General features: G+C 65.1%; 26 protein-coding genes. 22 read left to right on the forward strand and 4 right to left on the reverse strand.

Going from position 1 to position 23,542, the window contains the following annotated elements:
- Positions 1–10 precede the first annotated feature (10 nt).
- The 17 genes from WIMU1_RS05600 (at position 11) to WIMU1_RS05680 (ending at position 13,535) form a co-directional block, all read left to right on the forward strand.
- Positions 11–880, forward strand: a complete 870-nt coding sequence (locus WIMU1_RS05600; RefSeq protein ID WP_157366786.1) for a T3SS effector HopA1 family protein — start codon at positions 11–13, stop codon at positions 878–880.
- A gap of 96 nt (positions 881–976) precedes the next feature.
- The gene (locus WIMU1_RS26115; protein ID WP_133248684.1) at positions 977–1,180 is read left to right on the forward strand and encodes a hypothetical protein; all 204 of its coding nucleotides are present in this window, start codon (positions 977–979) and stop codon (positions 1,178–1,180) included.
- An 80-nt stretch (positions 1,181–1,260) separates the two neighbouring features.
- Positions 1,261–1,467 (forward strand): hypothetical protein, encoded by a 207-nt coding sequence (locus tag WIMU1_RS05610; protein WP_023955406.1) that lies wholly within the window; start codon positions 1,261–1,263, stop codon positions 1,465–1,467.
- A gap of 209 nt (positions 1,468–1,676) precedes the next feature.
- Positions 1,677–2,834, forward strand: coding sequence for an insulinase family protein (locus WIMU1_RS05615; protein ID WP_062795438.1), 1,158 nt, complete (start codon positions 1,677–1,679; stop codon positions 2,832–2,834).
- Positions 2,831–3,961, forward strand: coding sequence for an insulinase family protein (locus WIMU1_RS05620; RefSeq protein WP_062795439.1), 1,131 nt, complete (start codon positions 2,831–2,833; stop codon positions 3,959–3,961). The genes WIMU1_RS05615 and WIMU1_RS05620 overlap by 4 nt, the downstream gene beginning before the upstream one ends.
- On the forward strand, positions 3,958–4,983 hold the full coding sequence (locus WIMU1_RS05625) for an LLM class flavin-dependent oxidoreductase (protein ID WP_062795440.1): 1,026 nt from the start codon (positions 3,958–3,960) through the stop codon (positions 4,981–4,983). The genes WIMU1_RS05620 and WIMU1_RS05625 overlap by 4 nt, the downstream gene beginning before the upstream one ends.
- Positions 4,983–5,594, forward strand: coding sequence for a flavoprotein (locus WIMU1_RS05630; RefSeq protein WP_062795441.1), 612 nt, complete (start codon positions 4,983–4,985; stop codon positions 5,592–5,594). The genes WIMU1_RS05625 and WIMU1_RS05630 overlap by 1 nt, the downstream gene beginning before the upstream one ends.
- Positions 5,591–6,568 carry a phosphotransferase family protein gene (locus WIMU1_RS05635; RefSeq protein WP_062795442.1) on the forward strand — a complete coding sequence of 326 codons (978 nt, stop codon included), beginning with the start codon at positions 5,591–5,593 and terminating at the stop codon, positions 6,566–6,568. The genes WIMU1_RS05630 and WIMU1_RS05635 overlap by 4 nt, the downstream gene beginning before the upstream one ends.
- Positions 6,565–7,482, forward strand: a complete 918-nt coding sequence (locus tag WIMU1_RS05640; RefSeq protein WP_207779707.1) for an ABC transporter ATP-binding protein — start codon at positions 6,565–6,567, stop codon at positions 7,480–7,482. The genes WIMU1_RS05635 and WIMU1_RS05640 overlap by 4 nt, the downstream gene beginning before the upstream one ends.
- Positions 7,479–8,333 (forward strand): ABC transporter permease, encoded by an 855-nt coding sequence (locus WIMU1_RS05645; RefSeq protein ID WP_051721453.1) that lies wholly within the window; start codon positions 7,479–7,481, stop codon positions 8,331–8,333. The genes WIMU1_RS05640 and WIMU1_RS05645 overlap by 4 nt, the downstream gene beginning before the upstream one ends.
- Before the next feature lie 66 nt (positions 8,334–8,399).
- Positions 8,400–8,651, forward strand: a complete 252-nt coding sequence (locus WIMU1_RS05650) for a hypothetical protein (RefSeq protein WP_062795444.1) — start codon at positions 8,400–8,402, stop codon at positions 8,649–8,651.
- A gap of 120 nt (positions 8,652–8,771) precedes the next feature.
- Positions 8,772–9,134, forward strand: coding sequence for a TraR/DksA family transcriptional regulator (locus tag WIMU1_RS05655; RefSeq protein ID WP_023955389.1), 363 nt, complete (start codon positions 8,772–8,774; stop codon positions 9,132–9,134).
- A gap of 72 nt (positions 9,135–9,206) precedes the next feature.
- Positions 9,207–9,557 carry a nitroreductase/quinone reductase family protein gene (locus WIMU1_RS05660; protein ID WP_023955387.1) on the forward strand — a complete coding sequence of 117 codons (351 nt, stop codon included), beginning with the start codon at positions 9,207–9,209 and terminating at the stop codon, positions 9,555–9,557.
- An 87-nt stretch (positions 9,558–9,644) separates the two neighbouring features.
- Complete coding sequence (locus WIMU1_RS05665; RefSeq protein ID WP_062795445.1) at positions 9,645–10,193, forward strand: DoxX family protein; 549 nt, start codon at positions 9,645–9,647, stop codon at positions 10,191–10,193.
- Between the two features lie 136 nt (positions 10,194–10,329).
- Positions 10,330–11,145 (forward strand): alpha/beta fold hydrolase, encoded by an 816-nt coding sequence (locus tag WIMU1_RS05670; protein WP_371850284.1) that lies wholly within the window; start codon positions 10,330–10,332, stop codon positions 11,143–11,145.
- Positions 11,145–12,374: a PP2C family protein-serine/threonine phosphatase gene (locus tag WIMU1_RS05675; RefSeq protein ID WP_062795446.1), complete on the forward strand. Its 1,230-nt coding sequence runs from the start codon at positions 11,145–11,147 to the stop codon at positions 12,372–12,374. Before WIMU1_RS05670 ends, WIMU1_RS05675 begins: the two co-directional genes overlap by 1 nt.
- A gap of 42 nt (positions 12,375–12,416) precedes the next feature.
- Complete coding sequence (locus WIMU1_RS05680; protein WP_169805136.1) at positions 12,417–13,535, forward strand: XdhC family protein; 1,119 nt, start codon at positions 12,417–12,419, stop codon at positions 13,533–13,535.
- Between the two features lies 1 nt (position 13,536).
- Here the strand turns inward: WIMU1_RS05680 and WIMU1_RS05685 are convergent, their stop codons facing one another.
- Together WIMU1_RS05685 and WIMU1_RS05690 are read right to left on the reverse strand one after the other, a co-directional pair.
- On the reverse strand, positions 13,537–14,268 hold the full coding sequence (locus WIMU1_RS05685; protein WP_147431420.1) for a pentapeptide repeat-containing protein: 732 nt from the start codon (positions 14,266–14,268) through the stop codon (positions 13,537–13,539).
- Positions 14,269–14,318: 50 nt separating this feature from the next.
- Positions 14,319–15,941, reverse strand: a complete 1,623-nt coding sequence (locus WIMU1_RS05690) for an FAD-dependent monooxygenase (RefSeq protein WP_062795448.1) — start codon at positions 15,939–15,941, stop codon at positions 14,319–14,321.
- A gap of 212 nt (positions 15,942–16,153) precedes the next feature.
- Here WIMU1_RS05690 and WIMU1_RS05695 point away from each other — a divergent pair, with 212 nt between their 5' ends.
- The gene (locus tag WIMU1_RS05695; RefSeq protein WP_062795449.1) at positions 16,154–16,705 is read left to right on the forward strand and encodes a YceI family protein; all 552 of its coding nucleotides are present in this window, start codon (positions 16,154–16,156) and stop codon (positions 16,703–16,705) included.
- Positions 16,706–16,896: 191 nt separating this feature from the next.
- On the opposite strand, the gene WIMU1_RS05700 is transcribed toward WIMU1_RS05695, so the two are convergent.
- Positions 16,897–17,511, reverse strand: coding sequence for a TetR/AcrR family transcriptional regulator (locus WIMU1_RS05700; RefSeq protein ID WP_147431419.1), 615 nt, complete (start codon positions 17,509–17,511; stop codon positions 16,897–16,899).
- A gap of 113 nt (positions 17,512–17,624) precedes the next feature.
- Between WIMU1_RS05700 and WIMU1_RS05705 the strand changes: the two genes are divergently transcribed.
- Positions 17,625–19,394 (forward strand): adenylate/guanylate cyclase domain-containing protein, encoded by a 1,770-nt coding sequence (locus WIMU1_RS05705; protein WP_084248008.1) that lies wholly within the window; start codon positions 17,625–17,627, stop codon positions 19,392–19,394.
- A 49-nt stretch (positions 19,395–19,443) separates the two neighbouring features.
- Positions 19,444–20,331, forward strand: a complete 888-nt coding sequence (locus WIMU1_RS05710; RefSeq protein ID WP_062795451.1) for an oxidoreductase — start codon at positions 19,444–19,446, stop codon at positions 20,329–20,331.
- Between the two features lie 6 nt (positions 20,332–20,337).
- Here the strand turns inward: WIMU1_RS05710 and WIMU1_RS05715 are convergent, their stop codons facing one another.
- Positions 20,338–20,967: an alpha-ketoglutarate-dependent dioxygenase AlkB gene (locus WIMU1_RS05715; RefSeq protein WP_062795452.1), complete on the reverse strand. Its 630-nt coding sequence runs from the start codon at positions 20,965–20,967 to the stop codon at positions 20,338–20,340.
- Between the two features lie 202 nt (positions 20,968–21,169).
- Here WIMU1_RS05715 and WIMU1_RS05720 point away from each other — a divergent pair, with 202 nt between their 5' ends.
- Together WIMU1_RS05720 and WIMU1_RS05725 are read left to right on the forward strand one after the other, a co-directional pair.
- Positions 21,170–22,525 (forward strand): hemolysin family protein, encoded by a 1,356-nt coding sequence (locus tag WIMU1_RS05720; protein WP_084248009.1) that lies wholly within the window; start codon positions 21,170–21,172, stop codon positions 22,523–22,525.
- Positions 22,522–23,535: a hemolysin family protein gene (locus WIMU1_RS05725; protein ID WP_062795453.1), complete on the forward strand. Its 1,014-nt coding sequence runs from the start codon at positions 22,522–22,524 to the stop codon at positions 23,533–23,535. The genes WIMU1_RS05720 and WIMU1_RS05725 overlap by 4 nt, the downstream gene beginning before the upstream one ends.
- Positions 23,536–23,542: the final 7 nt, after the last annotated feature.

Here is a 23,542-nt window from a genome sequence, read left to right on the forward strand (position 1 = left end):
TTCTTGCGAAGTGACTTTCGACGGAACCGAACTCAGTGCCGAGTCCCCGGCCGAGCTGCAGCGCGACCTCGGTGGGCATCTCTACCGCAACCTGCATGCGGGCATGTCCGCAGGCGCGGGTGACAGCGAGTTCATCCCTGCGCTTCTCGAAGATCCCGAACTCGAGTCGCGATTGTACGAGGCGACGCCGGTCAAACATCGAGCTTCCACGATGACCCTCGTCGAACGCGCTCCCGGCGACTCTGGAGTTGTGTTGTCGATCAACGGTGTTCGGGTCTTCTTCGAATCGAACACCATTCTCTCAGAGGGCGAGCACACCGTTGTGGCCGCGGTGCCCTCGGTGGAGAGTCGACTGTCGTTGGGGTTCATGTTCTACACGTCCACGGCGGGTGCCGGGCACACGTCCCGTCTGCTCCGCCTGTACCGCCACCTCGGGGACGCCGAAGAAGCCATCGAGGTGTGGGGATCGTTCACCAGATGGATCGAAGAGCGACGCCTGCCGTTGCGTGTCAAGATCGTGTCGCGGCGCTCGGGGTTCCCGCGCAACGACGGGATGGTGGTGTACCTGCCGTCCGAGAGCTGGCACGCGGTCGACGAGATCGCGGACCATCTCCGCAGCGACCGGCCGCACGCCCCGGGCTCACTGTTCTGCCGTCAGGTGACCAACGGCGTATCGATGGCATGGGAGCCTGCCGACATCTCGACCCCACGCGGTGGGACGAGCTTCGGAGAACACCGCAGCAACACCATTGCCAAAGCGATCGTGGCCGAGGGGCTGACCGCCGCACCCGATCTGGCCAAAGCTGTTCGACGGCAGCTCATCACGGCCAACATCGACCCTGCCGCGGTGTACCGCAACCTCGACTCGCCGGCGCACTAGAAGAGTCGGCAACCCAAGACTTGGCCGCACGGCCAGGCGAGGGGCATCTGCTCCTCGACATCAGGAAATGACCGAACGAACGAAAGGAAGGACATCATGTCAGAGGCAGTTACGAAGTCCCTGGTGGCTGGATACCGCAGCTACGCGGCAGCACCGGAATTGACCGAGATGAGTGAAGCAGCTCCGTCCGCGACGCCCGGCATTCTGAGCTTCATCGGCACCTCGTCAACCGCGTGTGGAACCGCAGTGAGCGTCATCAGCTCCGGCGGTGTCGGAGCAACCATCACCTGGGGTTGCTGACCGCTCCACCACGCTCGACACGCCTGACCCTCTCGATCCGAGAATCCAAAGATCAGACCATCCACTCTCGAAGGAGCATCATGACCAATTCTCAGTCACTCATCTCCGGATACGCCAACTACGTCCGCAGCGAAGAGCTCGCTCACGTCAACGCGGAATCGGCACCCGGCATCAGCCCGGTCTCGGCGTTCGTGTCGGCCTCCAGCCCCGAATGCGCTGCCTTCTCGGTCGGTGCCAGCGCCGGTGTTGTCACCAGCACCAGCATCACCGTCGGCGCAGGTTGCTGACGTAGCACTCCAGGCCTGCCACGGAGACGCGCTTTGCCGTCTCCGTGGCGGCGCCGGGTGATCGGGCGGCGCCGAACACAGTCCGGTAGAGCATTGCGAAGGGACGGGCAGAAGCGTTGAACAGCAGTGGAGTTCAGACCATGCCGAGGCATGGCGAGTTCACGATGACTTGCCGGCGTCGGGGTCGGTGCCACATCACTGCGAGCCGGGTGCAGTCCGCGCGCACGATGGGACTGAGTGTGGTGATCCCGGTGGGGACCGCCCACGAGCGGCCCGGAGAGGCCGGCTTCGCCCATCTGAGCGAGCATCTGATGCATCAGTACGCTCGAGATCAATGGGGAGAGAGAGTCGAAGACCAGATAGTCCGTGTCGGCGGCATCTCGAACGCGCAGACTTACCCGTTTCACACCGAATACAGCTTTGTCATCCCGGCGCCCGCCGAAGCCGAGATACCGGACTGGATCGACCGGGCGATCGCACGGGTTGCACCACCGCGCATCACGTCGGTCGACATCGAATGCGAGGGCCGAATCATCCGGCAGGAGGTGGCACGCCGTATGTCGACCTCGCCGACGGCGGGATTTCCCTGGATCGACGCACTGGGCGTGTTGTCGACCGACTTCGGGCTGCGCCACAACGGATTCTCGGATCTTGCCGACATCGAAGCGGCCACGCCGGAGGCAATCGAGCGTTTCCTGCATCGCACGTACTCGCCAGCACCGGTGGCCGTGGGTGTTGCCGGGCCGTGGAGTCCCGACCTGATGCTGGATCTCCTCGGTTGTGAAGAGAGTGAACCGGAAACAGCCGCGACAGACGCCTACACCGCGGCTTTCGGCGACCTGATCGATGGCCCGCACCACCGGCAGAGTTCCGTTGCGACCCAGATTCCCATGTACTCGTCGATTCGATACGTACCCGACGCACACGGGGCCGCCCTGGAATCAGCACAAGCGCACTCCATGATCGCGGTCGAATGGGCCAACGCCGTTTCGCCCGGAACACACTGGCAAGCAGGACTGTTCGGCGCAACGATGGGGCCGGACCACCGTGTTCTCATCGGAAGTCGGCCTCACGGCGCCGACATCGCGGTTCCTCAGTGGACCGATACGCCCTCGGATCGACGCTCCGAACTCTTTGTGCACGCACAGCAGCGCGCGCTGGACAACATCGACAAGGAACTGTCGAGCACGGCGACCCACGCCGCGATGCTGGCTCGAGACAGCGCATTCGGCATACCGACGTGGGCACGCCGCTGCGCTGTCGCCCAGACAACACCTGAAGAGATCGATCAGTACCTCGGGCATGCGCGCGCGTGTGCGGCCGGGACACTGAGTTCGGCAGCGCCGACAGGGGTGGGTCGATCATGACGAGCCTGCTGACCGAGGACGTATTGGTGCGGGGTAACACCGACCTGATGTACCTCTCGCTCGTGACAACACCGGCGGTGCGATGGGGTGCGCGGTCGCGTCTGGCGCATACCCTCACCGAGGGGCTCCAGCGGGCCGGCATCGTTTCGGCTCGCGCCCACGCCGGCTCCGAAGGGATCTTTGTCACCGCGACGTGGCGATCGGATCCCCGCGCTGTCGATGAGCTGGTGGCCAGACTCCATAGCTGGCGAGAGACGTTTGCAGACAACATGATCGCACCCGCATCTCCGCCGACCTCGCCGGCCGAACTGATCACCGCCCTGACCTTCGACGCCGACGACGAGACCGACCCCACCGAAGGTGAACTGACGTCCATCCTGACCACGCTGTCCTTCGACGTGGTTGTCGGGGGTGGCGACTGCGAATCCGCGCTCCGCTCAGCCCGTGACCGAATCTGCGACGTGGTCAACACCGCAGTGGAGAACGGCGTGAAGCCGAAGCGGGAAACCGCGCGCCGAACACCTCGGCGGCCGGACGTGACGACACGGCGCTGGGCCCAGGTCCCGGTCAGGTCATCGTGGGTGCGGTGGTATCGGTTCATCGACCCACCGACAGACCCCGGCGAGCGACTCGCGCGGAGCCTGGTGAATGTGGCCTTCGGGGGCGTGTACGGCTCACACCTCGTCGACTGTGTTCGGGGCCAGCGCGGTTTGAGCTACAGCCCTCAATCCACGTTGTTGCAGCGCGACGGACGGCATCTGCTGGTCGTGGATGTACAGACCACGCCGGGCGATGAAGATGCCTGCGACGACGCCATCCGGACCGCTCTCGACCAGTTCGCGCATCGAAAGCTCACGCGGCCCAGCATGGTGGACGCGGCGCGCTATCTGATCGGTCGCACCATCGTCGACCGTGATTCCTTGCAGTCGGCGGTGGACGAACGCGCGGCGATATACGAGGGTTCTCTGGATTCGGCGCTGGACACCACCGGGTCGCCAGAGGATCTGCTCGCTCGCGCCGGCGTCGACACACTGACCCGCACGGTCGAAACCATGTACGAGCCAGACGGGTTCGGTGCTGTGGTGCTCTCACCTGACCGCTCCAATGGAAAGTGGGTTGAATTGTGAACTCGAACATCGGAATCATGTATCCGGAGATGCCTGTTGCCATCGGTCCGGTGGTGCCGTACGCGGAGGCGGCCCGCAGAGGTGGCCATCGTCTGTGGTTCGGTCACTCGTCGACAGTCGATTCCCATCTCACGATGGCTGCGCTGGCCGGCCGGGGATATCCGCTCCAATTCGGCAGTGCCGTAGCGCTTTATCCCCTGTTCCAGCCTCACGGATTTGCTGTCCAATCCCAATCGGTGGGGCGGCTGACCGGCCAGACCTACGTGGCCGGGATCGGTCCCGGAAGTGCGCAGTTGCAGCAGAGCCTCTATGGCGCGCCGATGAAGGCGCCGGTCAGTTCGGCGCGGAAGTTCCTCGATCAGGTGAAAGAGATCATTCCCGGACCTCTGCAGACGGGTCCGGCCGACGGCCCGGAGCGAGTCGACAAGATGTTCGGCTCGGTCGAAACCGGGTTAGGGGTTCTTCGTCCGAGCATGGCCCGGTGTGCCGGGCGGGCCGCGGAATGGGCGATCACCTGGCTCACCCCAGCCGGGTACCTCGAGGATGTCCTGATCCCCGAGATGTGCGAGAGCGCAGCACAACACGACCGACCCGCACCCCGCGTCGCCGCTGTGGTCCACATGGCCATTCGCCGTCCGGGACGAGATCCGCAGAAGCTCGCGCATGCCGCGGTCGGAGCTCATCTGAGCGCGCCGCACTACACCGACATGCTCCGACAGGGCGGTGTCGCCGTCGATCAATCCGATCCGTGGGCGGGCGCCGGTGAACTGGTCTCGTCCGGGACCTACCTGTACGGGTCTGCTGACGAACTCGTCGACTCGGTCGCCGACCTGCACGGGCGTGGCGTGCACGAGGTTGTCCTGAATGTCTTCGGTGTCGTCAAACTCCATGGAGCCGGCCAGGCTGTCGAGGATCTCGAGGAGATCCTGGCCGCGCTCCACGCCAAATCATCTGCGCGCCTGACGATCCCCGAGCACGCGATCCCGCGGATGTCTGCCCGATCCGCCGGGGTGGTTGCCTGATGGATGGCGCGGACCCACAGTCGTACCGCATCGACGGGCTCGCCGAACGCCGGATCGTGGTGATGGCTACGGGAGCGCTCGGCTCGGCCTTCCTGCACTCGTGGTTGGGATGGTTGCGCTCGACATCCCCGTCCACGCAGGTCCGAGTGGTCCTCACCCCTGCCTCCCTGCAGTTCGTCGGGCTGGGCACCATCCGAGGGTTTGGGTACGAACCGGTGATCGACAGCTGGCAGGACAACGAGCACCGGCCGATTCACGTGGATCTCACACAGTGGGCGCAGGGGTATCTCGTTCACCCGGCCACCATGAACTTTGTGTCCAGACTCTCTGCCGGACTCTGTGATTCGCCGGCGATGCTGGCCATTCAGGGCAGTACCGCCCCGGTGGTGGTGGCCGCCTCGGCGCCACCGGGTTTCACCCAGACACCGGTATGGCATCGGCACCGCCAAGCCCTGGAGGACCGTCCCAACGTCGAGTTGCTGGCGCCGATGAAGGGCTTCAGCGTGAGCGATCCGGATCTGGAAGGCCTGCCGCCGGTGCTGTTTCCGATTGCGGCGCAGGCGTTGTCGTCCGCACTGGCCGATCAATCCCAGCTGGAGAGCTCGGAATGAACGGCACAGGGACGGACAGTGCCGGATTGAACACTGCTGAATTGAACACTGCCACCACGGTCTGGGAGTTCGACACCGCGGCCTGGTACCAGCGGCTCATGCACACCGGCTCGTCGTTCGCGCTGACCCGCCGCTATCGGCAACAGTGTGAGGCCGAGCACCAATGGGGCCAGACCGTAGCCCCGTCTGTCGGACGAGCCGCGTTCGTTCGCGGGGTACGGGTGGATGACAGCGAGTTCCGGTTCGACCTGGCAGTCGGCGACCAACTCGCCAACCAGCTGTGGCCTGTGGTGAGCCCGACGTTCCTGACCGACAACGGTTTGCAGAGTATGGCCGACCTCGGGCGACTCGTGGCTCGCCTGCACGGCGGCGGTCCGCCTCCGCCCGGGGATGTCGGTGGTCCCCACGTGCGACGACTGCGTTCCTACCTGTCGGCCACCGATTCCCCGATGGTTGTGTCGGCAGTGCACGCAGCGCTACAAGGGGAGACGCTGGGCGCGCTCCGGTCGATCGCCCGGACGATCACCGATGGGCCGCACCTGACCTGCCACGGCGGTTTCAGCCTGGGGTCGGTGTTCACCGACGACGATCACAAGACCGTGCAGGTCGCGATCGGGCCGGAGATGTGCAGTGGGCCTCCTGAACTCGATCTGGGCTGGATGATCGGTGAACTGACCGAGTTCGAATACACCGCCGCGAACTCGGGTAAGTCTCTCGGTGCCGCGCACTCGCCGCCGTTCGGACGAGCAGCGCAGGCCCTGCTCGACGGCTACTCGGCTGAATCCGGTCGAGAGGTCGATCGACGACACCTCGACGATGTGGTGGCTGCTCGCATCGCACTCCACATGTTCGACTTCGTGCGGACCACCGGCCGTACGGACCACCTTGCGGGCCTTGCCCCGTTTGTGACGTGGTTGACCCGACGACAACACATGCGCGACAACACCGAACCCGACGATGGGACACGATCATGACAAGCCAGACGTCCATGAACGTCCTCGATTCGAGTCGAACCGGATCGACGAGCGTTCGCGTAGACGGACTCACCATGCGTTATGGCACAACCGATGTGCTGAAAGACGTGGGATTCGAGATCCCTTCCGGCCAGAAGGTCGCCGTACTGGGCCCCAACGGTGCCGGCAAGAGCACGCTGATCGAGATCCTCGAGGGTCTGCGAAAGCCGTCCGGGGGCAACGTATCAGTGCTGGGTCACCGCCCCGACGATGCGCCCGAGCAGTGGCGGTCGCGCCTCGGCGTGGTGCTGCAGGCGTGGCGGGACCACGGGACGTGGAAGATCGGTGACTTCCTGCGGTACATCAGTGCGGCCCATCGGGCAGCGGGTGTGGCGAACCTCTGGCCGGTCGACGAGTTGCTCGAAGCAGTCGAACTGGGCGACCGCGCGAATCAGCAGATTCGATCCCTCTCGGGAGGTCAACGCCGTCGGGTGGACGTTGCGGCCGCACTGATCAGCCGGCCGGAACTACTCTTTCTCGACGAGCCGACAACAGGTTTCGATCCGGAGATCCGGCAATCGTTCTACGAACTCGTCCGAAGTCTGGCGCACTCGACGACGATCATCTGGGCCACACACAATCTGTACGAAGCCGAAGAGATGTGCGAGCGCATCATCATCCTGAATCACGGTCGGGTGGTGGCCGACGGGAGTCCGACCGAACTGCGCGCCACGCTGGCCTCGACCAGCACCGTGTCGTGGATGTCAGAGCAGGGTCCACGGCGTCGTGTGGTCGCGGACTCCGATTCGCTGGTGCGCGAGCTGGTCACGGGCCCCGAGCGTGCCTGGAATCTGGAGGTTCAGCGCGGCACCCTCGAGCAGGTGTACCTGTCGATCGTGCGCGAGAACAACACGGCTGAGGAGGTCCGACCATGACAACAATCGCTTCGCGAGCCGGCGCCGGCAGTCTCGGTGTGGTGAAGTTCGGGGCGTTGCAGGCCAAGGTGGAATTGGTCATCCGGTTCACCCGGCCGAGCGCGCTGGGGCACCTGATCGTTCCGATCGCCCTGGTCCTGATCTTCACCAACGTGGACGTCAGCGATGTCCTGGGTGGACAAGGTGCCGTCGGGATGCTCGCCGGGATCGCTGCCGCGTCGCTGTTCGTCGGTGGATTCGTCGGGATCTGCGGGGAGCTGGTCTCCGAACAGGACGACGGAACCATGCTCAGGGTCCGGACGCTGCCCTACGGGCTCGCCGGACATCTGATCGGAAAGACGTTGAGTCTGTTGGTGACCGGTGTGGTGACAGCGTTATTGATTCTCATCCCGGCCCACATCTTCGTCGCCCCGATCCTGCCCGGGACGTTCGCGGGATGGGTCGCGTTGGCTGGTGTCGCGGCGTTGACGTTGTTCGCGACCGTGCCCATCGGTGCGGTCGCCGGCAGCCTGGTGAAGTCGCCGCTCGCGATCTTCCCGATCTCGTTGGTGGCGTACGCCCTGATGTCGGTGTCGGGCATCTTCTTCTCCATCGGGGACCTCCCGGATTGGCTGACGGTTCCCATCAAGTTCTTCCCGGTCTACTGGCTGGGATTGTTGTCACGGGTGACGCTGGTCCCCGGTACCACGTTCGACGGTGTCGGACAGGTGGTGCTGGCGATCGGGGTTCCCGTGGCGTGGGCGGTGCTGGGGCTTGTCCTGGCGCCGCGGGCGTTGCGGGTGATGACCCGCCGCCAGTCAGGTGCTCGCCTGGAAGCCCTCGCGCAGCGTCGTGCCGCGCGGGGCTACTGACCTCCGAGCACCCGTTGTAGTTCTGGCGTGCAAATCGCATGTCGGGGAACCGAAAGGAGAAACACGATGTCGTTCAAGGACTTGATCGTCGGTGACCATCGCAACCCCCGAGAAGAGATTGTCGCGATCTTCGGCGAACATCAAGGCGCCGACGACCCACAAGCGATCGCTCGCGCGACCACATGGGCGCAGGGTGTGCTGAACACCGCTGGGATCCCGGCGGACAAGCAGGTCGAGGCGATCGCTGAAATCCGCAGGGCCGAGCCACGTCTGGGTCTCAAGTCGGCGACCCACCTGGCGTCGTTGCTCAAGAAGTAGAGTTCGCCCGGCGAAACGTCCGGCCCTGTACCGACGGTGCGGGGCCGGACGTTTGTGTGGGTGCTCGTCGCGACCGGGCAATATCCACCCGATGTCAGTGGAGATCCGTACCATCGCAGCATGAATCACGACCTCGATCGCAAGGCCCTGGTCGACGAACGGGCGGCGACGCTGGCGCTGATCGAGACCATGTCGGCACGGCTGCGGTCGGTGGTGGAGGCGGGCGCCGACGCGAGTTCCGACGACGAACACGATCCGGAAGGTTCCACCCTCGCCTTCGAACGGGGACAACTGGTTGCGCAGGTGGCCCGCTCGAAGGCGCGGCTGACGGAGATCGATGCCGCGATGGCGCGGCTCGGACTCGGAACCTACGGCATCTGCGAACAGTGCGGGAACGAGATCGGCGAAGCCCGGCTCGAAGCCCTCCCCGCAGCCCGACTGTGCATCACCTGCGCATCGCGGTCCCAATCGAGGCAGTGGTGAATCAGGGCCGTCGCGGGTCAGGGTGATTACGGTGAGATCGGACACCATGACCGATCGAGAAGAGGTACGGACGTGAACACATTTCAGAAGGTCGCCGGTGCGGTCAACAAAGTTGTCGTCGCGGCGATGAAGGCGCCCGGGGTCGACAAAGTCGCCGGCGGATCGATGCTGATGCTCACCTACACGGGCCGCAAATCGGGAAAGACCTTCAGTCTGCCGGTGAGCTACAAGCAGCGGGGTGACGAGCTGCTCATCGGCGTTGCGCTCCCCGACAAGAAGAACTGGTGGCGGAACTTCTCCGGCGAGGGCGGGCCTGTGACGGTGACGCTTCACGGCGCAGAACGAACCGGACACGCAGTCAGTCGGCGTAACGATCGCGGCCAGGTGTCGGTGAAGGTGACGCTCGACGCTCAGATCGCCTGACGCCGGCGCCCCCGGATGGCAGGGGGTGGTCGCGCCTCGCCCTAAACGGACCGGAGTATCGTTTCGGTGTCGTTAGGAGACAAAACCATGGCATCTGCACAAAAACGGTCCACCTTGGACATCGGTCTGTTGGCACTGCGAGTCGGCGTGGGCGGCACCTTGTTCGCCCATGGCACCCAGAAACTCTTCGGCTGGTTCGGCGGTCACGGCCTCGACGCCACGGCCGGTGCGTTCGACGGGATGGGGTTCAAGCCGGCCAAGCCCTCTGCCGCCGTCGCGGGTATCTCTGAAGCCGGGGGAGCGCTCATCGCAATCGGCGCTGCCACCCCGGTGGCCGCCGCCGGTGCTGTCGGCGCGATGATCGGCGCGGCCTCGGTGCACAAACCGGCCGGCTTCTTCGCCACCGCAGGCGGCTACGAATACCCGGCCACGCTGGGCCTTGCCGCCGCAGCGCTGGCTCTGACCGGACCCGGCAAGTACTCCGTCGACGCCGCTCTCGGGCATCGCCTCAACACCAGCCGAGTGGCCATCGGCGCCTTGGCGGCTGCGGGCGCCGGAGCGGGGTATGTGGTGGCACGACGTCAGAAGGCGCTTGCGCAGGCGTCCGCGGCAGCGGACTCCACCGAGACCGCTTAGTCGCGTCCAGCTCGTCTCCGAGTCGCGTCGGTGTCGTCGGCGTCGGGTCTCGACGTCGGCGACACGACCGGCGCGCAGGTGTGGGCGGCACGTTTTCGGCACTTGCGACACCACGATCGGTGTGCCGGATGAGAAGATGTGGGACGTGGATGTGCGTGCCAAGAACAATGTGAAGATCGTCGGGCGGGACGGTGGCCCGACGATCGTGTTGGCCCACGGTTTCGGATGTGACCAGAATCTGTGGCGGTTGGTCACCGAACGACTGATCGCGGACTACCGCGTTGTGCTCTTCGACCATGTCGGGGCCGGGGCCTCGGACCCCTCGGCGTGGGACGCCGAGCGCTATTCCACACTCGATGCCTACGCCGAGGACGTCCTCGCCCTGGTCGAGGGTCTCGACCTGCACGACGTCGTGTTCGTCGGCCACTCGGTCGCTTCGATGATCGGTGTCCTCGCCGTCGCGGCCGATCCGAGCAGGTTCGCCAAACTCGTGCTGCTCACTCCTTCGCCGCGGTATGTGGACGACGACTCCGACGGCTACCGGGGCGGTTTCACGCGGGCCGACATCGATGAACTACTCGAGTCGTTGGAGGCCAACTACCTGGGGTGGTCGCAGACCATGGCCCCGAACATCATGGGCAATCCCGATCGGCCCCAGCTCGGCGGCGAGCTGACCGAGAGCTTCTGCCGCACCGATCCGGCCAAGGCGCTTGTGTTCGCGCGCACCACCTTCCTGTCCGACAACCGTGAGGACCTCGCGCGGGTGACCATCCCAACCCTCGTCATCGAGTGCGCCAGGGATTCGCTGGCCCCGCGCCACGTCGGCGCGTATGTTCACGAACGCATCGACGGGAGTGAACTGGTGACACTCGACGCGAGCGGACATTGTCCTCAACTCAGTGCGCCAGAGGCCACCACGGAGGCAATCACCGCGTTTGCCGGCCACCGCTGATGCAGCGGGATCCACGCGAACTCCGGCAACCAGGCGACCGTTCCATCGAGCACGCGGACATCCTCGAAGAGAACCTCGAAGATCTGTACGAGAACGCGCCCTGTGGTTACCTGTCGACATGGCCCGACGGCCGCATCGCTCGGATCAACGCCACGCTCGCTTCGTGGCTCGGATTCGAGCGGGACGCGTTGCTGGATGAGCCGTTCACCGATCTGCTCACCGCGGGCGGTCGAATCCACTACGAAACCCACTTCGCGCCCTTGCTGCAGCTCGAAGGCGAGCTCAGCGGGATCACTGTCGACCTTGTTGCGGCGCAAGGTGAACGACTTCCCGTCTTCGTCACCGCCAACGTCAAGACCGACGCCTCGGGGTCGGTGGTGCTGGTACGCATCACCCTGCAGGATGCCCGCGACCGCAGGACGTACGAGAAACAGCTGCTCGAAGAACGGCGTATGGCAGAGCACGAACGGGCCCGTGTGCAGGTACTCGCCTCGACCCTGCAACGTTCGCTTCTGCCACCATCGCTCACCCCGCCCGCCGGCATGGATGCGGCGGCCTACTACCACCCCGCGTCCACCGACGATGTCGGCGGCGACTTCTACGACCTGTTCGCCCTGCCCGACCACAAGTGGGGATTCTTCCTCGGAGATGTGTGCGGCAAGGGGGCGACCGCGGCGGCGGTCACATCGTTGACCCGGTACACGTTGCGGTCGGCCGCGGTGTTCGACGATGACCCCGTTGCCGTGCTGCACAACCTCGACGCGGTACTGCACTCGAACTACCACGGTGATGAACCACGTTTCTGCACAGTTGTTTTCGGTGTTCTGACCCGTCGCGACGACGGGTTCGACGTCCACCTCGCCAGCGGTGGACATCCTCCGGCGCTGTTACTCTCCGCGGACGGGGAGGCGGAGTACATCAGCACCGCGGGGGGCCAGTTCGTCGGCATCCTCCGTGACCCCAAATTCGTCTCCAAGCGGGTGCATCTGTCGGCCGGCGACACCCTCGTTCTCTACACGGACGGGCTGACCGAGGCCCGAATCGGGCCTGGCACAGAGCGATACGACGATGACGGTGCGCTGATCGAATTCGCGGCAGCACACGCCCCGACCTCCGCCGAACAGATCGTCGATGATCTGCGTGAACTGCTTGCGAGCTTCGGAACCGGTCTGGAAGACGACACCGCGGTCATGGCGCTGGGCGTGGCACGAGAGAACACATCGACCTGATCTGTGGAATTGTCCACGACCTCGGTGCTGATGAAGGTGAACATGCAGGATGTGCTGACTGATCTGATGAAAATCTGGCGTTCGGGCGGGACCGCCGGTGTGGGAACCGTTGTGCGGACCTTCCGTTCGGCCCCGCGACCGCCAGGCGCCTCGATGGTGGTCGCATCGGACGGAACGGTGAGCGGTTCGGTATCGGGTGGATGTGTGGAAGGCGCCGTCTACGAACTCGCAATCGACTCGACGCGCACCGGCATTCCTGTGCTGCAGCGCTACGGGATCTCCGACGACGACGCGTTTGCGGTCGGCCTGACGTGCGGCGGCGTGATCGACATCTTTGCCGAAGCCATCTCACAGCACACGTTTCCCGAACTCGGCGACGTCGCCGACCACATCGAGCACCATCGACCCGTGGCCGTCGCGACCGTGATCGACCACTCCGACATCGACGAGGTGGGCCGCCGGCTGGTCATCGCGCCGGAGAAGGTCAGCGGCACACTGGGATCGGATCGGATGGACAGCGCTGTCGTCGACGACGCGCGCGGACTGCTTGCTGCCGGACGCAGTGAGGTCCTCACCTACGGCCCCGACGGCCAGCGCCGCGGCGAAGGTATGTCGGTGTTCGTCTCCAGCCACGCGCCGCGGCCGAGGATGCTGGTGTTCGGTGCCATCGACTTCGCGGCGGCTGTCGCGGAGCAGGGTTCGTTTCTCGGCTATCGCGTCACCGTCTGCGACGCGCGGCCGGTGTTCGCGACGTCAGCACGCTTTCCTACCGCTGACGAGGTGATCGTCGAATGGCCGCATCGGTATCTCGCCGCGCAGGTGGAGGCCGATGCACTCGATGCACGCAGTGTCATCTGCGTTCTCACCCACGACCCGAAGTTCGATGTGCCGCTACTCGAGGTCGCCTTGCGGATACCGGATGTCGGGTACATCGGTGCCATGGGGTCGCGCCGCACCCACGACGACCGGGTCGAGCGCTTGCGGGCTGCCGGACTCACCGACGACGAACTGAGTCGGCTCGCCAGCCCCATCGGGCTCGATCTGGGAGCCCGCACCCCGGAAGAGACGGCGGTCTCGATCGCCGCCGAGATCATCGCCCGCCGCTGGGGCGGAGCGGGCCGGCCGCTGTCGCAGACCGCCGGCCGTATCCACCACGAATGAGTCAGTCGGTGCTCGGTGGCGGGGTGAAACCTTCGGGCCACACGGTGGCGTCGTTGTACTTCACCTCGTCGAAGTCGACATCGGTGAGGTTGGCGCCGCTGAAGTCCACCCCGAAAAGTGTTGCGCCGGTGAACTTGGCACGGCTGAGGTCGTGGCCGGCAAAGCTGACATCCCACAGTACGGCCCCGCTGAAGTCGACCGCTTGAAGTGCTGCACCGTCAAAGCTGGTCAGCCCGCCTGCCTGCCCGGGCGCCGGGTTGGCGGCAACCTCGTTGTCGATGGTGACGTCGGTGAACTCCGCGCCGACGAGGTTGGCATCACGGAGATCGACGCCCAGCAAGATGGTGTCGGCGAGCTTCGCGTAGGAGAGATTGGCCCCCTGCAGATTGGTCGAGAGCAGATCACATCCGTGCAGGTCGGCCTCGCTGAAGTTCGCGCCGGGTAAGTCCAGTCCGCTCAGGCTCAATCCGGCGAGATCCAGTCCGTAGAACGGCCGTTCCACAGAGGGGTCGGCATTGGAGCGACCGCGGATGAAGCGGAGATTCTCGAGGCGCTCGGCACGCTGACTTTGGCGGTCCGAGATCTCGTGGTCACGGTCGGCGCGCACGTCGTCGATGATCTTCTGGCCGATCATCGTGGCGACACTGACGAAAACCGCGACCACCCCGGCCACGACCACGTCTCTGACCCACCACCGGGGTCCTGTTCCGTCAGCAGGGGATTGCGCGATCACCGATTCATCATCGCCCACACAGGCCGTCTGGGCGGGACAACGCGAACGAGTCAGCTGAACGTCTTTTTCAGGTGGTCCACCACCGCGCCGGCATCGATGCCGCGCTGGGCGTATCCGAGGTACCCGTCGGGGCGGATGACGTACAGCGACCTGTCACCCGCGCCGTACGCCGCGGCGAACAGCCCATCGGAATCGGTGATGACGGGCAGCAGGCTCTGCCCGGGATCGACTCCTGGGGCAACCACCAGGTACGTGTCGAGCAGGTCGTGGGCTGCACCGGCCGCGGTTGTCGCGACATCTTCCAGGCCTATGAGGTCATCGATGCCGGAGATGTTGTCCACGTAAAGGATTGCGGTGTGCCGAAGCCGGTCGAGCAGCGAGAACAGTCGGAAGGTCCCGCTGACGGCTGGTCGGGTGAGACCGGTGGCGTCGGGAGCCCGCAGCCCTGCCGCGACGAGCGCCCGGCCTGTCGGGGCGTCCCCGAGGATCGGACTGCCGGCGTAGTCGATGAGGAGCTGGGCCTCACGCTTGATGATGTGGGTCACGTCGTCGGAGTCGGCACCGATGCCCTCGCGGGCGCTGCGAACAGTTCTGCCGACCACCTCTTCCCCGACCGGACGACGCTCGGCGTCGTAACTGGCGAGCAGGTCGGGCGACGCATGCCCGGCGACCGCCAAGGCGATCTTCCAGGCCAGGTTGTGGGCGTCCTGGATGCCGGTGTTCATGCCCTGCGCGCCGGTTGGAGGATGAACGTGCGCGGCGTCGCCCGCGACGAACACCCGGTGTGTGCCGTAAGAATCGACGATGCGATGACTGATGCGGAACACCGACGACCACCGCAAATTCGTCGCGCGGGTGGGCTCGGGTGCAAGCCGGTCCAGGACGTCCTGGATGTGGTGGAGTTCGGGCTGCCGGCCCGCTTCGAAACCGTGCGCGACCTCGCCGGAGCCGGTGGTCGTGTTCTTCGCCGTGAGTTCGTCGGGCACCAGCATCGACATGCGGTAGCGGCCGCGGCCGGGTAGCGGGATGCACACGAGGAGGTCGTCGGTGGCTCCGTCGGTTTGATGCATAGAGCGGATGCCGAATCCGGCCGGCTGATCCCAATCGACCTCGACATCACCGAGCATGTACTGCTCATCAAACGCCGCGCCCTGGAACGTCAGACCCAGGGTCTTACGGGTGATGCTGTGCGCGCCGTCGCAGCCGATGAGATAACGCGCGTGCACCGTCTGCTCGCCGTCATCGCCGGCCAATGTCGCCCGGACACCGTCGGCGTCCTGCTCGAAACCGGTCAGACGAAGGCCTCGCTCGATGGGGAGGTCGAGGGCCGCCAGCCGGTCGCGCAGGATGCGCTCGGTGTCGTACTGGGGAATGGCGGTGAATCCGAAAGGGATGTCGTCGGGCAGTGTCAGTTCCAGTTGACTGACGCGTTCGCCGTTGACGTACACGATCTGGCCACGCATCTGGATGGCCGCGTCGAGAACCTGGCGCAGTACTCCCATCCCTTCGAAGACCTCCAGGGTGCGCGGCTGGACACCCACCGCTTTCGCGTACTTCGGGGGCTGGAGCAGCGGATCGACGATGCGGCATCGCACGCCGCGCCGTCGCAGTTCGATCGCGGCGGTGAGGCCGATCGGTCCTGCGCCCGCGATGAGGACGTCCGTGTCGGCCATGGGTAACCACCTGTTTCTCGAGCCGCCTGAATGCACCGAATTATGCGTGAATCTTCAACTCGAAAAGTGTGGTTCCGGTCACATCTACCGGCCATAACCGCAGATCAGTGAATCCCAGTCGGACGAGTTCGACGACCCGGGAATTATTCGGACCGAGGTCCGTTTACACTTCACGTAGGCGAAACCACAGCTCGACAAGGGAGACCACCACAATGAGCACTGCAGTAAACAACGCACTCGAGACCGGCACCTGGACCATCGACCCGGTTCACTCGGCCGTCAACTTCTCCGTACGTCACCTCATGGTGAGCAAGGTTCGCGGCAAGTTCGAGAATTTCTCCGGCGCCATCACGGTCGACGAGAACGGCAACCCCGCCGTCACCGCCGAGATCGACGTCAACTCGATCAACACCGGCAACGAACAGCGCGACGGACACATCAAGTCTGCTGACTTCTTCGAGGTCGAGAAGTACCCGACCGCCACCTTCACCTCCACCTCGGTGAAGCCCGATGGCGGCGACTACCTGCTCGACGGCGACTTCACCCTCCATGGCGTGACCAAGCCCGTCACCCTCAAGCTCGAGTTCAACGGCGTGAACCCCGGCATGGGCAACGGCCCCGTCGCAGGCTTCGAGGCCTCGGTTGTGCTCAACCGCAAGGACTTCGGCATCGACATCGACATGCCCCTGGAAACCGGCGGCACCGTCGTCGGCGACAAGATCACCATCACCCTCGAGATCGAGGCCGGCAAAGCCGCAGCCTGACCTCACCTCGCCTGCCTGATCCCGCTGATCAGGCATCCGCCACGGCGGCCGCGACCGGATGAACCCGGTGACGCGGCCGCCGTTCGGCGTTAAGTGGGCCGTTGTAGACCCCCGCCCTCGTCAAATTCGCGCCGCGCGCCGACGTACGCGCCCGTTACAACAGGAGCGATCGCAGGCAGGCGGCGCGAATTTCATGTGGGGGAGCGGGTCCCGCCGAGTCCGGTCAGCAGCATGTCGACCAGTGAGGCCACGAAGTCGCCGGTCACCGGCTCGCGGTTGAGCAACACCCGCGCGTAGATCGGCGCATGGATCACCTCGACAGCGATGGAGTAGTCGGGCTGATTGTCCGCACTGAGTTCACCGCGGTCGACGGCCCGCGCAAAGACCGTCTTGAGTGCCTCGGTCCTGGCGTCGATGATGCGCCGCCGGGCGTCGCCGAGTGGATCGATCTCCACGGGCATCGCAGACAATCTCAGCAATGCCTTCATCTGTGGGCTGGTGAGCGACACGTTGAGGTCGGCACACATGGCGATCAGGTCGCCCCGCAGCGAACCGGTGTCGGGCGCCGGTATCGATGGGTCGAGGTGGTTGATCAGCGCGTCGGTGACCAATTGCTCCTTGGTCTTCCACCGTCGGTACACCGATGTGACGTGCACGCCTGCGCGGTCGGCCACCTGCGCGATGGTGAGCCCGTCGAACCCGACGTGAAGCAACTCGTGGACCGCCGCCGACATGACCCCGTCGCGCACCGCCGCACCGCGACGATGAGAGCGCACTGGCCGCTTCGGCGAACTGGACTGGGTCACTGATCGACTCTAACGCAACTCGAGTTGCGCTATGTATACTCAGCCAAGACTTCGATCGCGATCTGGCCACGTCCGGGGGCATGATCAGCGGCGAGAGAAGGCGGAACCCGACGATGGCGCACCCGATCGGCTGGCGATCGCTGCTCAGTGGCGTCTCCGGCAAGCGTGCCGCAGTGGCCAAGTTGTCGCGTCGCAGCCGCATCGCCCGAGCTCACGCCACCTCTTCACCGCTCGTCGGCGCGTCACGTGCGGTTCGGCGGATCGACGAGTTCCTGATCGGGGTACCCGACCCCAGTCAGGACGGCCCGGCCAGTCGGCGGCACGTGGCCAATCGCTTCCTCATCCTCGCCGGTCTCGGTTTGGTCGCCAGCAGCACCTTCGCGTCGATCGAGATGATCGTGATGGTGCGGCTGGTGATGACCGGCGGCGAGTTGAGTGTGTGGGGGATGGTCGACACGTCGAATGTTCCGGTCATCATCGCCTCCGTGGTCGGCGCTCTTCTCATCGGTGGGAGCCTGAGCGCCTACCTGGTGTATCCGCAATTGATGTGGTTCACCAAGGCCGTCGCGGCCTCACCCGCCCGGCGACGATCGATCCAGATGATGCCGTTGCAACAGGCAAGTGCGGCAATGGTCACCTGGACAACCGGGGCGGCGATTTACATACCCTTCGGGCTGGGCGGTACCGCAGTCGAGTTCGTGGTGTTCGGCTCTGCGTTCCTGATGGCGGGAACATCTGCCGGTTGTCTCACCTACCTTCTCGTCGAACGTGTTTCGCGACCGATCGTCGCCATCGCGATGCGTGATGGAGTTCTCGCCGGGTCGCTGCTGGGCGTCCGCGAACGGCTTCTCGCCGTGTGGATCGTGTTCTCCGCGGTGCCGTTGCTGGGCATCATCGCCATCAACGTGGGCCGCGCGACGGGTTGGTTGCCCGAGAATCGCTATGTACTGGACGCCCCCACCGTTGTGCTGGCGACGTTCTGTCTCCTCGGCGGCATCCGCGCCACGTTCTTGGTGTCGCGGTCCATCACCGACCCGCTGCGTGAGATTCGCGTGGGTATGGAGGAGGTGCAGGTGGCGCACACGTATCCCGTCCTCGACGTCTACGACTCCTCCGAACTCGGCATCCTGCAGCAGGGATTCAACGACATGGTCAGCGGACTCGCCGAGCGCGAGCAGATCCGCGAACTCTTCGAGCGACATGTGGGCGACGGTGTCGCCAAGCTCGCGATGGAACGCGGCGACGGCTTCCATGGCGAGAACACCTTTGTCGGAGTCCTTTTCGTCGACATCCAGGGATCCACCCGACTCGCTGAACGCGAAGCCCCGGACACCGTGGCGGCCATCTTGAACAGCTTCTTCGCGATCGTCGCCGATGTCGTCGATCGGCACAGCGGCTTTATCAACAAGTTCGAGGGTGATGCGGCGTTGGCGATCTTCGGGGCCCCCAGCACCGTGGACGACCCGGCAGGAGCCGCGCTCGCCGCGGCGCGCGATCTGCATTCCGAGCTCGAAGTACTGCGGCCACTGCGGTTTTCGATCGGCGTCTCGGCAGGTGTGGTGTTTGCCGGCAACATCGGCGCGACCACGCGGTACGAGTACACAGTGGTGGGAGACGCCGTCAACGAATCGGCACGACTGTCCGAAGCCGCCAAATCAGTGCGTTCACACGTGCTGGCGAGTGGTTCGGCGCTTGCGGCGTCCGAGGTCGAGGAGGGAGAGTGGCACTCGATCGGGTCGCTGGTGCTGCGTGGGCGCGCGGAGCCCACCAAGCTGTACACCGTTGCCCTGGCGAAGGATTCGGAAGAGTGGAACCTCCGGACACTGGTCGAGGGTGCACTGAAGATACCGGCGACGGTGCTGGGGCTGCGTCCCCGACGATGAGATGTTTCGAACTAACCGAGCGGGACCAGAACGAAGGTAGGTTGTGAGCATGAGCTGGAACACATCGGATATTCCTGACCAAACCGGACGAACATTCTTCATCACCGGAGCGAACAGCGGGCTCGGTGAGCAGAGCGCACTCGCGTTGGGCGCAGCGGGCGCGCAGGTGATCCTCGCCTGCCGCAACGTCGCCAAGGCGGAGCCGGTCGCCGCGCGGATCGGCGACAACGCGACGATCACCGAACTCGACCTGGCGAGCCTGGACTCGGTTCGCGCATGCGCCGAGCGGACGGGCCCGGTCGACGTGCTGATCAACAACGCCGGCGTGATGGCAGTCCCGCAGGGGCGCACCGCAGATGGTTTCGAAATGCAGTTCGGCACCAATCATCTCGGGCACTTCGCGCTCACCGGTCTGCTCTTGCCCAAGGTGTCCGACCGGGTGGTGACGTTGTCGTCGTCGATGCACCAGATCGGCAAGATGAATCTCGAAGACCCCAACTACCGTCAGCGTCGGTACTTGCGGTGGCCCGCCTACGGTCAGTCCAAACTGGCCAACTTGTTGTTCGGGTACGAATTGGCCAAACGCCTCACCGCAGTCGGCTCGCACGTGAAATCGGTTGTGGCGCACCCGGGTTACGCGTCGACGGAGTTGCAGTCGCACACCGAGTCGATCTGGGATCGTGTGATGGCAGTGGGTGGCTCGTACGTCGCCCAGTCCGCTGCCGACGGCGCACTTCCGCAGCTGTATGCGGCAACATCACCGCAGGCGCGTTCGGGTGCCTTCTACGGTCCGACCCAGATGGGCGGGATGCGCGGCGCACCCGGCCCCGCCAAGTCGAACAAGCGATCACACGATGAGCTGATGGCAGCCGGGCTGTGGGACCTGTCCGAATCGCTCACCGGCGTCGAGTACTCCTTCGAGCAGGTATCGCGCTAGTTCTCCTCACAGCACACCACGCGGCCGGAACTGCACGCTGACACGAGGCCCCACACCGGTGGTCTTGGGCACCGCGTGCTCCCACGTGCGCTGACAGCTGCCGCCCATGACGAGCAGGTCGCCGTGGCCGACGGTGAACTTCAACGACGCGCCGCCGCCGACCGGACGTAACAGGAGTGGCCGGGGTGAGCCGAGGGACACGATGGCGACCATCGTGTCCTCGGTTTTACCCCGGCCGATCTTGTCTCCATGCCAGGCCACACTGTCATTTCCGTTGCGGTACAGGCAGAGTCCGGCAGTGGCGAACCCCTCGGATAGCTCGCGGCGGTAATGATGGCCGAGGGCGTCGCGACATCTGTCCAAGAGGGGATGCGGCAGTGGCGCATGTTCCCCGTAGTGGCACAGCAGACGGGGCACATCGAGTACTCGGTCGTACATCGTGCGCCGCTCGTCGCGCCAGGGGACGTCGGCAGACAGGCGGTTGAACAGTTCGTCCGCGCCGACTATCCAGCCGGGCCGCAGGTCCACCCAGGCGCCGTGGGTGAGCGGGCGCCTGACCACTGCGCTTCCCAACTCCGACAGCGCCGGGTCCGTGGATACTTCCTCGAACAGCGAGGCTTGGCGACCGGCATTCATGGTCCCAGGATAACTCGAATCGAACACGCGTGCGAATAGAATGATTGGCGAGACTGTCAGACCTTAGGTAAAGTAACTCTTTACCAACGACGGTTCGTCGCCGACGAACGCGCCATCTGCCAGAAAGAGTCATGTCGAGCGCATCGCGCCCATCTTCGTCCAGCATCACCAGCGAACAACCGCGAGCGGGGCTGACCCGGCGTTGATTGTCCTGACCATCGCTCTCGGTGTCGGCGTCGTCCTGCTCATCACCGCGATGACCGGCTATTTTGTTGCCCAAGAGTTCGCTTTCATGTCGGTTGACCGATCCCGTCTCAAGGCCCGGGCCGAGGCAGGTGATGCGGGCGCCGCCCGCGCGCTCGAGGTCACCCGGCGCACATCATTCATGTTGTCCGGGGCGCAGCTCGGGATCACCGTGACCGGCCTGCTGGTCGGCTATGTCGCCGAACCGCTCATCGGCCGGGGATTGGGTGAATTGCTCGGCGGAGTCGGCATCCCCACCGGCGTAGGTATCGCCGTAGGCGCTGTCTTCGCGGTGGTGTTCTCGACCTTCGTCCAGATGCTCTTCGGCGAGCTGTTCCCGAAGAACCTTGCGATTGCGCGCCCCGAACCCGTCGCTCGCCGGCTCGCCCTGTCGACCACCATCTACCTCTCGCTCTTCGGCTGGCTGATCTGGTTGTTCGACCAGTCGTCGAACCTGTTGCTGCGAGCCCTGCGCATCGAACCGGTGCACGACGTGGAGCACTCGGCGACCGCTCGCGATCTCGAGCACATCGTCGCCAGGTCTCGCGATGCCGGCGAGCTGCCCACGGAACTCTCCGCGCTGCTCGACCGGATCCTCGACTTCCCCGATCGCACCGCCGAACACGCGATGGTGCCGCGCTCCCGGGTGGACACCGTGCGTGCCGACACCCCGGTGACGCAGGTGCTGACAACGATGGGGAGCGGCCACACGCGTTATCCCGTGGTCGGCACGACCTCCGATGATCTGCTGGGTGTGATCGATCTGCATGACCTGCTGTCGGCGCAGCCGGACGGTGCCGACGCTGCGTCCTGCATGCGCGAAGCGGTGATCGTACCCACCAGTCTCCCTCTGCCACAGGTGGTCTCGCGACTGGTGGGCGCATCGGCAGAGATGGCACTCGTGGTGGATGAGTACGGCGGATTTGCCGGAGTGATCACCATCGAGGACATCGCCGAAGAACTGGTGGGTGACATCGCCGACGAACACGACGACGGTCACGTCGCGATCAGCGGGTCTCGCGAAGGCGGCTGGACGATCGCCGGGGATGTGCACCTCGACGAGCTGGAACGCCTGGTGGGACACCGGATACCGGAAGGCGATGTCGAAACGCTCTCGGGTCTGGTGGTCTCCAGGTTCGCCGACTTTCCCGCCGTCAACGACGTTGTCGCCATCCCACTTTCGCCTGACCCGGCCGACCTGGTCGATGAGTCGACTCCGGCTCCGCGACTTCTGAAGGCACAGGTGCTGGCCATCGACAACCGGGTCCCGTCATCGCTTCTGGTGACGATCAGCGGTTCGGAGATCCACTCATGAGTAGTCCATGGATTGTCCTGGCCATCACCGTGGCGTTGATCGCTGCCAGTGCCTTCTTCGTCGCCGTCGAGTTCGCGCTGATCGCCGCGCGCCGGCACCGGCTGGAAGACGCCGCACCCGACAGCCGCTCGGCCCGCGCTGCCCTGCGCAGTGCTTCCGAACTGTCGGTGTTGCTGGCGGGCTCGCAGTTGGGCATCACCGTCTGCACCCTGGCCCTCGGTGCGGTGACCAAACCCGCTGTCCACCACTGGCTCACCCCGCTGTTCGATGACTGGGGCGCCCCGCGGTGGCTCGCCGACGTGGCCGGGTTCGTTCTGGCTCTCATCATCGTCACATTCCTGCACCTGGTTGTGGGTGAGATGGCACCGAAGTCATGGGCCATTGCGCACCCCGAACGATCGGCCACGCTGCTCGCCTTGCCGATGAGGGGTTTCATGGTGCTCACCCGGCCGATCTTGTTGGCGCTCAACCACATGGCGAACTGGTTCTTGGCCAAGGTGGGAGTCGAACCGGTCGACGAGCTCGAGTCCGGGCAGGACTCGGCAACGCTACGGCACCTCGTCGAGCACTCGGCGACGGTCGGCACGCTCGACGAGCGCTACCACGGCCAGTTGATGGCCGCCCTGGAGTTGGAGAGCGTGACGATCGGGGAACTGCTGACGCCGGGCATCGAGCCGGTGAGTGTGCGAGCCGATGCCACCGTGGCGCAGGTTCGTGAAGCCGCCACCGGCAGTGGACATCTGCGGATCCTGGTCAGGGGCCGCCAGACGGTGGAGGGAATGGTCCACGTGCGCGACACCATCGGGGTGCCGCAGAGCAGTCCTGCTCTGGAGCTGATACGCCCGGTGCTGACCCTGCCCGGGACAACCCCGGTCTACGAGGCGCTGCAGCGGGCCAAGGCCGAGAGCAACCACGTGATGGTGGTCGTCGACGACAACAACCGTGAGCCGGGAATCCTCACGGTGAACGATGTGCTGCTGCGGTTGCTGCCGGTGGGTGCCGACGTCTGATCGTGAA

This window comes from Williamsia muralis NBRC 105860 (assembly GCF_001598915.1).
Taxonomy (GTDB): domain Bacteria; phylum Actinomycetota; class Actinomycetes; order Mycobacteriales; family Mycobacteriaceae; genus Williamsia; species Williamsia muralis.